Source organism: Staphylococcus epidermidis, assembly GCF_006742205.1.
Classification (GTDB): Bacteria; Bacillota; Bacilli; order Staphylococcales; family Staphylococcaceae; genus Staphylococcus; species Staphylococcus epidermidis.
The window spans coordinates 2,412,816-2,422,602 of the sequence record NZ_AP019721.1 but is presented as its reverse complement, the minus strand read 5'-3'; the positions used below and the strand labels follow the sequence as shown (position 1 = coordinate 2,422,602).

The window sequence follows — 9,787 nt, the reverse complement described above, 5'->3', positions numbered from 1 at the left end:
AAATAACTCCATCTTTCTTAAAATTTTAGACTTATACACAGAAATAACATAGGTGGATAAAAATAATCACAGCATGTTAATAATTATCCACAAGTTAATCACAATCAGTGGATAACTTAAACATAACTATGATTTATGCACACCATTTATGTATATAAATTTAATAAATAAATCCTTGTAAAATCATAATTTGAACGACTTATCCACATAATTATACTTTTTAACTCCAAGTGATGTCAAATGGCTGTGAATATGTTGTTAAATTTTGAATAACTGTGTGTATAGCGCATGTGTTATCCACAATTTTTGCGAGAAATTATGTGTATAAGTGGATAACTTCAAATAAGCGTCACAATTTCTTCTTTTTTACTTTGGGAAATAATTTATATGGATTGCATGAACTATGTATATGACAATTTATTATTAAAATTGCTTATATTAAATCACAACAAGTCATTTTCAATCGTTATATTCGTAAATTCATCTTGCTTTATAAAAGGTATTTTGTTATATTGTAGTAGTTGCTTGAATTATGACTAGATAATAATAAGCTATAGAACAAATTTCTTAATAGCAGACACAATAAGAGAGCAATTGCTCAGATGAAGTATGTTAGTAATTGAAGCTAATAAATACTTCGTTAATTTATCTATTTATATGAACCAATTTCTAGGTAGGAAGTTGGAAATATTGGTAATTGAATTCAGATGGAGGTGTTTTGCATGGTAAAACGTACTTATCAACCAAATAAACGTAAACATAGTAAAGTTCATGGTTTCAGAAAACGCATGAGCACTAAAAATGGCCGCAAAGTTTTAGCGCGTCGTCGTCGTAAAGGCCGTAAAGTTTTATCTGCATAAGATCACTGAATCATCAGTGGTCTTTTTTTTGTTTAAATAATAAAATGATATTTAAGTATTGTTCTGATATCATTTTCAAAATAATATATACGTATGTTTTGTTAATAGATAATTGTTACTATTAAAATGAATAGATTAGAATAAGCGAGTGATGTTTAATGGAAAAAGCATATCGTATTAAGAGAAATTCAGACTTTCAAGCGATATACAAGAATGGGAAGTCTGTTGCAAATAGACAATTTGTTGTCTATACCTATAAAAATAGAGATTTAAAACATTTTCGCTTAGGAATAAGTGTCTCAAAAAAACTGGGCAACGCTGTTACAAGAAATAGAATTAAAAGAGCGATAAGAGAGAATTTTAAAGTGCATAAGCAAAATATTATCGCTAAAGATATTATAGTTATTGCGAGGCAACCAGCAAAAGATATGAATACACTGGAGATTCAAAGTAGTTTAGAGCATGTGCTTAAAATTGCAAAAGTGTTTAATAAAAAGATTAAGTAGGGCAGGGGACTTAGAGAAACCGAAGTCTAACGTCACACAAACCGAAGTCTTACATATGAATGTTGAACAGTTTATTAGCTTTTTTAAAAGAAACAAATTACAATGTTATAATGAATTTTTACATTAATAAGGAGGCGAGACTCTTATGGATTTTGATACGATTACAAGTATTTCAACACCGATGGGTGAAGGTGCTATTGGAATTGTGAGATTATCTGGGCCACAAGCTATTGAAATCGGAGATATCTTATATAAAGGTAAGAAAAAGTTATCTGAAGTTGAGACGCATACAATAAATTACGGTCATATTATTGATCCAGAAACAAATGAAACAGTTGAAGAAGTCATGGTGTCTGTATTACGTGCCCCTAAAACTTTCACACGAGAAGATATTATTGAGATAAATTGTCATGGTGGTATTTTAACAATTAATCGTATATTAGAGTTAACTATGACTTATGGTGCACGTATGGCAGAACCAGGTGAATATACAAAACGTGCATTTTTAAATGGTCGTATAGATTTATCTCAAGCAGAAGCGGTTATGGATTTTATACGTTCCAAAACTGATCGAGCTTCTAAGGTTGCGATGAATCAAATAGAAGGACGTTTAAGTGACTTAATCAAGAAACAACGTCAATCCATATTAGAGATACTCGCCCAAGTTGAAGTTAACATTGATTATCCAGAGTATGATGATGTAGAAGACGCAACGACGGACTTCTTACTAGAACAGTCTAAGCGTATTAAAGAAGAAATCAATCAGTTACTTGAAACAGGAGCACAAGGTAAAATAATGAGAGAAGGGTTATCTACAGTTATTGTAGGACGTCCTAATGTTGGGAAGTCTTCGATGCTAAATAACCTTATTCAAGATAATAAAGCAATTGTGACTGAGGTCGCTGGTACAACAAGAGACGTGTTAGAAGAATATGTCAATGTTAGAGGTGTCCCGTTACGACTTGTAGATACTGCGGGTATTAGGGATACTGAAGATATCGTAGAGAAGATTGGTGTAGAACGTTCTAGGAAAGCTTTAAGTGAAGCAGATTTAATTTTATTTGTGCTTAATAACAATGAACCTCTGACGGAAGATGATCAAACTTTATTCGAAGTCATTAAAAATGAGGATGTTATTGTAATCATTAATAAAACAGATTTAGAACAGCGATTAGATGTTAGCGAACTAAGAGAGATGATTGGTGATATGCCACTTATACAAACATCGATGCTTAAACAAGAAGGTATTGATGAATTAGAAATACAAATTAAAGATTTATTCTTTGGTGGCGAAGTACAAAATCAAGATATGACTTATGTATCTAATTCACGTCACATTTCATTGTTGAAACAAGCGAGACAATCAATTCAAGATGCGATTGATGCTGCTGAGTCTGGTATCCCAATGGATATGGTACAGATTGATTTAACACGTACTTGGGAAATTCTAGGAGAAATTCTAGGAGAATCAGCGAGTGATGAATTAATAGATCAACTATTTAGTCAATTTTGTTTAGGAAAATAATGATATAAAAATATAAACAAGACGGTAAGACGTCTAAAATTCAAGATTTTATGACTTTTGGGAGGTAAAAGAGTGGTTCAAGAATATGATGTAGTAGTCATTGGTGCTGGTCACGCCGGTATTGAAGCAGGTCTAGCTTCAGCTCGCCGGGGTGCTAAAACACTGATGTTAACAATTAATTTAGATAATATTGCTTTCATGCCATGTAATCCATCTGTAGGTGGTCCTGCGAAAGGAATCGTTGTACGTGAAATAGACGCTTTAGGTGGACAAATGGCAAAAACTATTGATAAAACTCACATTCAAATGCGTATGCTTAATACAGGTAAAGGTCCAGCTGTTAGAGCTTTACGTGCTCAAGCAGATAAAGTATTATATCAACAAGAAATGAAGCGTGTACTTGAGAATGAGGATAATTTAGACATCATGCAAGGTATGGTTGATGAACTCATTATAGAAGATAATGAAGTTAAAGGTGTTCGTACTAATATTGGTACAGAATATCGTTCTAAAGCTGTCATTATTACAACAGGTACATTCTTACGTGGAGAAATTATACTAGGAAACTTAAAATATTCTAGTGGCCCTAACCATCAATTACCATCTGTAACTCTAGCGGATAATTTAAGAAAATTAGGATTTGATATCGTTAGATTTAAAACGGGTACACCACCACGTGTAAATGCGAGAACCATCGATTATTCTAAAACTGAAATCCAACCAGGTGATGATATAGGTCGAGCGTTTAGTTTTGAAACAACCGAATTTATTTTAGATCAATTACCTTGTTGGTTAACTTATACAAATGGAGATACACATCAAGTCATTGATGATAACTTACATTTATCTGCTATGTATTCCGGTATGATTAAAGGTACAGGTCCTAGATATTGTCCATCAATTGAGGATAAATTTGTCCGCTTTAACGATAAACCAAGACATCAACTTTTCTTAGAACCTGAAGGACGTAATACGAATGAGGTATACGTGCAAGGATTATCTACTAGTTTACCTGAACATGTTCAACGTCAAATGTTAGAAACCATTCCAGGTCTTGAAAAAGCAGATATGATGCGTGCGGGTTATGCTATTGAATATGATGCAATCGTGCCTACTCAATTATGGCCAACGTTAGAAACAAAAGCGATTAAAAACTTGTATACTGCAGGTCAGATTAATGGAACATCAGGATATGAAGAAGCAGCGGGACAAGGAATCATGGCAGGTATTAACGCTGCTGGTAATGTTTTAGGTACAGGTGAAAAAATACTCAGCCGTTCAGACGCATATATTGGTGTACTTATAGATGATTTAGTCACTAAGGGTACAAATGAACCGTATCGATTATTAACTTCACGTGCGGAATATCGATTATTACTACGTCATGATAATGCTGATTTACGTCTTACTGATATGGGGTATGAATTAGGTTTAATATCAGAAGAACGCTATGCAAGATTTAATGAAAAGCGTCAACAAATCAAAGATGAAATACAACGACTTACCGATGTACGTATTAAACCAAATGAACATACGCAAGCAATTATTGAAGCTAAGGGTGGTTCAAGATTAAAAGATGGCATATTAGCGATTGATTTATTACGTCGTCCCGAAATGAACTACGAAACAATTTTAGAAATCTTAGAAGAATCACATCAACTTCCTGAAGCGGTTGAGGAACAAGTTGAAATTCAAACAAAATATGAAGGTTATATCAATAAATCTTTACAACAAGTAGAAAAAGTTAAAAGAATGGAAGCGAAAAAAATTCCTGAGGATTTAGATTATAGCAAGGTAGATAGTTTAGCATCTGAAGCACGCGAAAAGTTAGCTGAAGTTAAACCATTAAATATTGCACAGGCTTCACGAATTTCAGGTGTGAATCCAGCAGATATCTCAATTCTACTTGTTTATTTAGAACAAGGTAAACTTCAAAGGGTGAAACAATAATGAGTATTGAATGGTTATCAGAGAAATTAAGCGAGCAAGGCATAGAACTATCTAATACGCAAAAAGAGCAATTTCAAAAATATTATAAATTACTTGTTGAATGGAACAAAAAAATGAATTTGACAAGTATTACTGATGAACATGATGTTTATTTAAAACATTTCTATGATTCAATAGCGCCTAGTTTCTATTATGATTTTAACGGTCAATTAAGTCTTTGTGATATCGGTGCTGGTGCAGGTTTTCCAAGTATACCTTTAAAGATAGTATACCCTGAATTGAAAGTAACGATTGTAGATTCTCTAAATAAAAGAATACAATTTCTAAATCATTTAGCTGCAGAACTAGGTCTTGAAGATGTTAGTTTTGTGCATGATCGAGCAGAAACATATGGCAAGGGTGTCTACAGGGAGTCTTATGATATTGTTACAGCTCGTGCAGTAGCGAGATTGACTGTCTTAAGTGAGTTGTGCTTACCTTTAGTAAATAAAGGTGGACAGTTCCTTGCACTTAAATCATCAAAAGGTAAAGAAGAATTGCAAGAAGCGACGTTTGCTATTAACATTTTAGGTGGTAATGTGAAAGAGACTTATACTTTTGAATTACCTGAAAATGCCGGTGAGCGACAAATGATTATTATTGATAAACGTAGACAGACATCAAAAAAATACCCAAGAAAACCAGGTACGCCAAACAAATCTCCATTAGTTGAAAGTTAAGACATCATAGTATGATAAATAATTGAGAGGGAGAGAATGGATAATGAAGAAACCTTTTTCAAAATTATTTGGTTTAAAAAATAAAGATGACATCATTGGTTATACTGAAGAAGAACGTAATAATAATGTAGAATCCATTCATATTGAACGTATCGTACCCAATCGTTATCAACCTAGACAAGTATTTGAGCCAAATAAGATTAAAGAATTAGCAGAGTCTATTGAAGAGCATGGATTATTACAGCCTATAGTTGTACGTCCAATTGAAGAAGATATGTTCGAAATTATAGCCGGCGAACGACGATTTCGAGCATTACAGTCGTTGCATAAACCTCAAGTAGATGTCATTGTTCGAGATATGGATGATGAAGAAACAGCGGTAGTTGCATTGATTGAAAATATTCAACGTGAAAACTTATCTGTCGTCGAAGAAGCGGAAGCTTATAAAAAGTTACTTGAAATCGGGGGAACGACTCAAAATGAATTAGCAAAAAGTCTAGGCAAGAGCCAAAGCTTCATTGCTAATAAACTTAGATTATTGAAGTTAGCACCCAATGTGATTAAGAGATTACGTGAAGGTAAGATTACAGAAAGACATGCACGAGCGGTATTAGTATTACCTGATGAAACACAAGAAGAATTAATCGAGCAAGTTATTAGTCAGAAGTTGAATGTGAAACAAACTGAGGATAGAGTACGTCAGAAAACTGGACCAGAGAAAGTAAAAGCGCAGACTTTCCAATTTTCTCAAGATGTAACACAAGCAAAAGAAGAACTAGGTAAGAGTATTGAAACGATAGAAAAATCAGGTATACGCGTTGAACAAAAAGATAAAGAACATGAAGATTATTATGAAATTAAAATAAAGATATATAAGAAATAATTATAAGAGTCTGGTACATATTTTGATGATGTATTAGGCTCTTTTTATCGTATTACAGTGCATTATCTTTAATAGTATAACGGTGAAAATTCTGTGCAATAAAATATCCAAATAGCAAATATCAACATTAATAATCATATTAAATGTACCTAATAACATCTTAACCATAGCAAAGAAAACTTGTATTGCGTCACTCAATGAAAGAGCGGTTATATTAGATAAACGTATAATATTTTAAATGATGAAAAAGTGACTTTAAAATGTTTTACGTGAAACAAAAATTATCATTATTTAGAAAATTAGGTGATTTAAACAATATATTTACAACAATTGATTTACGCTATAAACTAAAAGTAAACGATACGTTTCGTTTAATAAATATGGATGAGAAGGGTTATTGTGTTTGGTATATCAATTTCTAGTGCTATACTACATTTCGTTATCGGAGGATTTGCTGTTGCACTTGCATCAATTATGGCTGATAAAGTAGGAGGAAAATTAGGTGGTATTATTGCCACTATGCCGGCAGTCTACCTTGCAGCTATTATAGCGTTAGCTATAGACCATAAAGGACAGCAACTTATTCAAATGTCAATTCATTTAAGTACAGGAGCAATTGTTGGGATTGTCTCATGTATTGTAACTGTGTTCTTTACTTCAATTTTTATTGGTAAGAAAAATTATAGAAGTGGAACAGTATTTGCAATTCTTTGCTGGTTTGTGATTTCTGTTGCGATTTTCTTAGTCAGACATATTTAAATTGGAGGATTAAAAATGAAGTTAGCAATTATTAAATTTTCAGTTGGTGGTTTAGCTGTTTTAATTAGTTATATTGTTTCTGTCGTGCTTCCATGGAAGGAATTTGGAGGTATATTTGCAACCTTTCCCGCAGTGTTTTTAGTTTCAATGTGTATTACTGGTATGCAATTTGGCAATGAGGTAGCTATGCATGTGAGCAGAGGTGCAGTCTTCGGTATGATAGGAGTTTTATGTAGTATACTAGCAACCTGGGGATTACTACAAGCTACACATATGTGGCTATTGAGTATTATTGGTGGTTTTGTAGCTTGGTTTGTAAGTGCATTGATTATTTTTGAAATTGTGGAATTCATAGCACATAAAAGAAGGGATAAACATGGCTGGAAGACCAAAAGATCCAACAATCAATAAAAAAATTTATACTGAGATTCAACGTTTATTGGAAACGACTCATTTTAGAGATATTACTATAGATCAAATTTCTGAGAATACTGGTATTTCTAAAGCAACTATTTATAGACGTTGGAAGGATAAATCTTCAATTATCATGTCCGCGTTTATTGAACAATCTCAATATATTGCGATTCATAATCAAGATAATTTATATGATGATTTATTCCAGTTTTTAGTAAAAATAAAAGATATCTATAAAACAAAACTAGGTAGTGCTGTGATTGAAATATTAATTAGTCATCAACAAATGGAAGCTAGAGAAACTTTTATGACTAATTACTTTAATCATAATCGCAAAGTTTTAAAAGAGATTGTTCGTAAGCACATACAAGAGGAAGAACAAGATTTGTTTATTGATTTAATCTTCTCACCCATCTATTTTAATATATTAATTAAACCTGAAACTCTGGATGAAAATTACATTAAAAAGATGTTGAATCAAGTTTTACGTATATATCATTGATATGAAAAACGCTCCTTTCGAGGAGCGTTTTTTGTTTTTCATGTAACAGGTTAGCCTAAGGTCAGTCTATTAAAACCTTTAATCATACTATGTCAAAGCATTTTGACAATGATAAAGGTGACATCGCAAAAACTATTTGATAGCTTTTATAGAGAAAACCTGATTTGATTTAATAATAATATTAAATGATTTCAAATCATAATTAAGGAGTTTAAAGCAATGAATGTTAGCAATCAAATCAAAAAATTTAGAGAAAGAGATGGGTATTCACAAGAATTTTTGGCTGAGAAAATGTTTGTTTCAAGACAAACTATTTCAAATTGGGAAAATGATAAAAGTTATCCGGATATTCATAAATTACTTATTATGTGTCAACTTTTCAAGATATATCTAGACGAACTAGTGGAGGATGATTTGAAAAACGGGCAAATCAAAAGTATTAAAAAAGAATTAGACTTTTGGACATGTATGATGATAATTCCAATAGTATTAGGAAGTGTTCTCATAGGTCCTATGACTCATTACTTTCATTGGTTAGGAATGGGAATAACATATTTAGTATTTTTAATAGGTATCATTGCTTCTACAAAATTAGAAAAAATTAAAATAAAAAATGATATTGAAACATACGACAAGATATTAGCCTTTATTAATGGTAAAGATCCTAAAGAGGTGCAAAAAAGTAAGTTTAGAGATATATGGACATCCTCAATTTCTTTTATTTTCTTTGTTGGTGTGATCATCGGTATAAGTTACTTAAGTATCATTTTAACTGATTATTTTTTATAAAAATCAAAAAGAGAATAGACTGGATGCCTATTGAATTTGACACCCAGCCTACTCTAAGAATGATTATTTATTGCTTTGTCCACTCATAATAATAATGGGAAATATGAAACAACACATAATACAAAATTATGATTATTGTTTTCATAAATATTCCCTACATAGTTTTTATTGCACTTAATAGCAGCGTTTAGCTATTCATTCCACCTATCATACCTGATCCTATTAATATGATGAGTGCAACGATTCCTAATATCACAGATGCTTTTTTAGATAAACGACTTGTTGAGTAATAAACAACACCTGTTAAAAAGGCTTTTAAAAGATTAGTTAAACTGAAAGCCATGAGTGTTTTATTATCCTTTGAAAAAATGTTTAAGCTATCAAGCTTATAGTCTGTTACCTTTAGTCCAAAAACTATTTGAATTAAAGAAATAATAGTTGTAAATCCTAAAATAATGATTGAATAAGAGAGTGCTGCTGAGAATAAACTGCTCGCTTTGGCGTCAGATTTAAATATTTTAGAAATAATTAGAAAGATTAAAAATACTACAACAACACTAAAGATTGTTCCTATGAAAGCGCCTATAGTTGTAGACATACGTAACATATTTTCATCCATTTGGCTATTAGTTATCGATTGGTTATCTAATAGTTCATTGCTAGTATTATATGTGATGAAAGCGCTAATAATAGCTAATACTATCACTATGATTGATTTAAGTATCCATTTTGGCTGATGTCTTAGTTTGTTAAAATGATTAACAAATGGAATACTTGAGTTTTGAATATCATTTTCTTTTAATTCCTGTGTACTCATGTAATATATCTCCTTTACTTATTAAGGTTAGTTTGATGGTAACATTTTATTACATAATATAAA

Annotated in this window: 11 protein-coding genes; 10 read left to right on the top strand and 1 reads right to left on the bottom strand. The window is 31.8% G+C overall.

Annotated features, from left to right (window positions below; genetic code table 11):
- Positions 1-722 precede the first annotated feature (722 nt).
- The 10 genes from rpmH (at position 723) to FNL83_RS11900 (ending at position 8,907) form a co-directional block, all read left to right on the top strand.
- Positions 723-860 carry a 50S ribosomal protein L34 gene (rpmH, locus tag FNL83_RS11950; RefSeq protein WP_000240855.1) on the top strand — a complete coding sequence of 46 codons (138 nt, stop codon included), beginning with the start codon at positions 723-725 and terminating at the stop codon, positions 858-860.
- A 158-nt stretch (positions 861-1,018) separates the two neighbouring features.
- A complete protein-coding gene (gene rnpA, locus FNL83_RS11945) occupies positions 1,019-1,366 on the top strand; it encodes a ribonuclease P protein component (RefSeq protein ID WP_001832522.1) in 348 nt (115 codons plus the stop codon).
- A gap of 145 nt (positions 1,367-1,511) precedes the next feature.
- A complete protein-coding gene (gene mnmE / locus FNL83_RS11940) occupies positions 1,512-2,891 on the top strand; it encodes a tRNA uridine-5-carboxymethylaminomethyl(34) synthesis GTPase MnmE (protein WP_002437296.1) in 1,380 nt (459 codons plus the stop codon).
- Positions 2,892-2,963: 72 nt separating this feature from the next.
- Positions 2,964-4,841, top strand: coding sequence for a tRNA uridine-5-carboxymethylaminomethyl(34) synthesis enzyme MnmG (mnmG, locus tag FNL83_RS11935; RefSeq protein ID WP_001831818.1), 1,878 nt, complete (start codon positions 2,964-2,966; stop codon positions 4,839-4,841).
- Positions 4,841-5,560, top strand: coding sequence for a 16S rRNA (guanine(527)-N(7))-methyltransferase RsmG (gene rsmG / locus FNL83_RS11930; protein WP_002437291.1), 720 nt, complete (start codon positions 4,841-4,843; stop codon positions 5,558-5,560). Before mnmG ends, rsmG begins: the two co-directional genes overlap by 1 nt.
- 43 nt (positions 5,561-5,603) lie before the next feature.
- On the top strand, positions 5,604-6,443 hold the full coding sequence (gene noc, locus FNL83_RS11925) for a nucleoid occlusion protein (RefSeq protein WP_001831794.1): 840 nt from the start codon (positions 5,604-5,606) through the stop codon (positions 6,441-6,443).
- Positions 6,444-6,842: 399 nt separating this feature from the next.
- On the top strand, positions 6,843-7,202 hold the full coding sequence (locus tag FNL83_RS11915) for a DUF3147 family protein (RefSeq protein ID WP_001831810.1): 360 nt from the start codon (positions 6,843-6,845) through the stop codon (positions 7,200-7,202).
- Between the two features lie 15 nt (positions 7,203-7,217).
- A complete protein-coding gene (locus FNL83_RS11910; protein ID WP_001831775.1) occupies positions 7,218-7,613 on the top strand; it encodes a DUF3147 family protein in 396 nt (131 codons plus the stop codon).
- The gene (locus FNL83_RS11905; protein WP_002437284.1) at positions 7,579-8,118 is read left to right on the top strand and encodes a TetR/AcrR family transcriptional regulator; all 540 of its coding nucleotides are present in this window, start codon (positions 7,579-7,581) and stop codon (positions 8,116-8,118) included. The genes FNL83_RS11910 and FNL83_RS11905 overlap by 35 nt, the downstream gene beginning before the upstream one ends.
- Positions 8,119-8,337: 219 nt before the next feature.
- Positions 8,338-8,907 (top strand): helix-turn-helix transcriptional regulator, encoded by a 570-nt coding sequence (locus tag FNL83_RS11900; protein WP_002437281.1) that lies wholly within the window; start codon positions 8,338-8,340, stop codon positions 8,905-8,907.
- 187 nt (positions 8,908-9,094) lie between these two features.
- Here the strand turns inward: FNL83_RS11900 and FNL83_RS11895 are convergent, their stop codons facing one another.
- Positions 9,095-9,724 (bottom strand): YIP1 family protein, encoded by a 630-nt coding sequence (locus FNL83_RS11895; RefSeq protein ID WP_002437279.1) that lies wholly within the window; start codon positions 9,722-9,724, stop codon positions 9,095-9,097.
- Positions 9,725-9,787 lie beyond the last annotated feature (63 nt).

Coding starts and splice junctions, on each gene's coding strand:
- rpmH (WP_000240855.1), top strand. CDS start 723: ATGGTAAAACGTACTTATCAACCAAATAAACGTAAACATAGTAAAGTT.
- rnpA (WP_001832522.1), top strand. CDS start 1,019: ATGGAAAAAGCATATCGTATTAAGAGAAATTCAGACTTTCAAGCGATA.
- mnmE (WP_002437296.1), top strand. CDS start 1,512: ATGGATTTTGATACGATTACAAGTATTTCAACACCGATGGGTGAAGGT.
- rsmG (WP_002437291.1), top strand. CDS start 4,841: ATGAGTATTGAATGGTTATCAGAGAAATTAAGCGAGCAAGGCATAGAA.
- noc (WP_001831794.1), top strand. CDS start 5,604: ATGAAGAAACCTTTTTCAAAATTATTTGGTTTAAAAAATAAAGATGAC.
- FNL83_RS11910 (WP_001831775.1), top strand. CDS start 7,218: ATGAAGTTAGCAATTATTAAATTTTCAGTTGGTGGTTTAGCTGTTTTA.
- FNL83_RS11905 (WP_002437284.1), top strand. CDS start 7,579: ATGGCTGGAAGACCAAAAGATCCAACAATCAATAAAAAAATTTATACT.
- FNL83_RS11900 (WP_002437281.1), top strand. CDS start 8,338: ATGAATGTTAGCAATCAAATCAAAAAATTTAGAGAAAGAGATGGGTAT.
- FNL83_RS11895 (WP_002437279.1), bottom strand. CDS start 9,724: ATGAGTACACAGGAATTAAAAGAAAATGATATTCAAAACTCAAGTATT.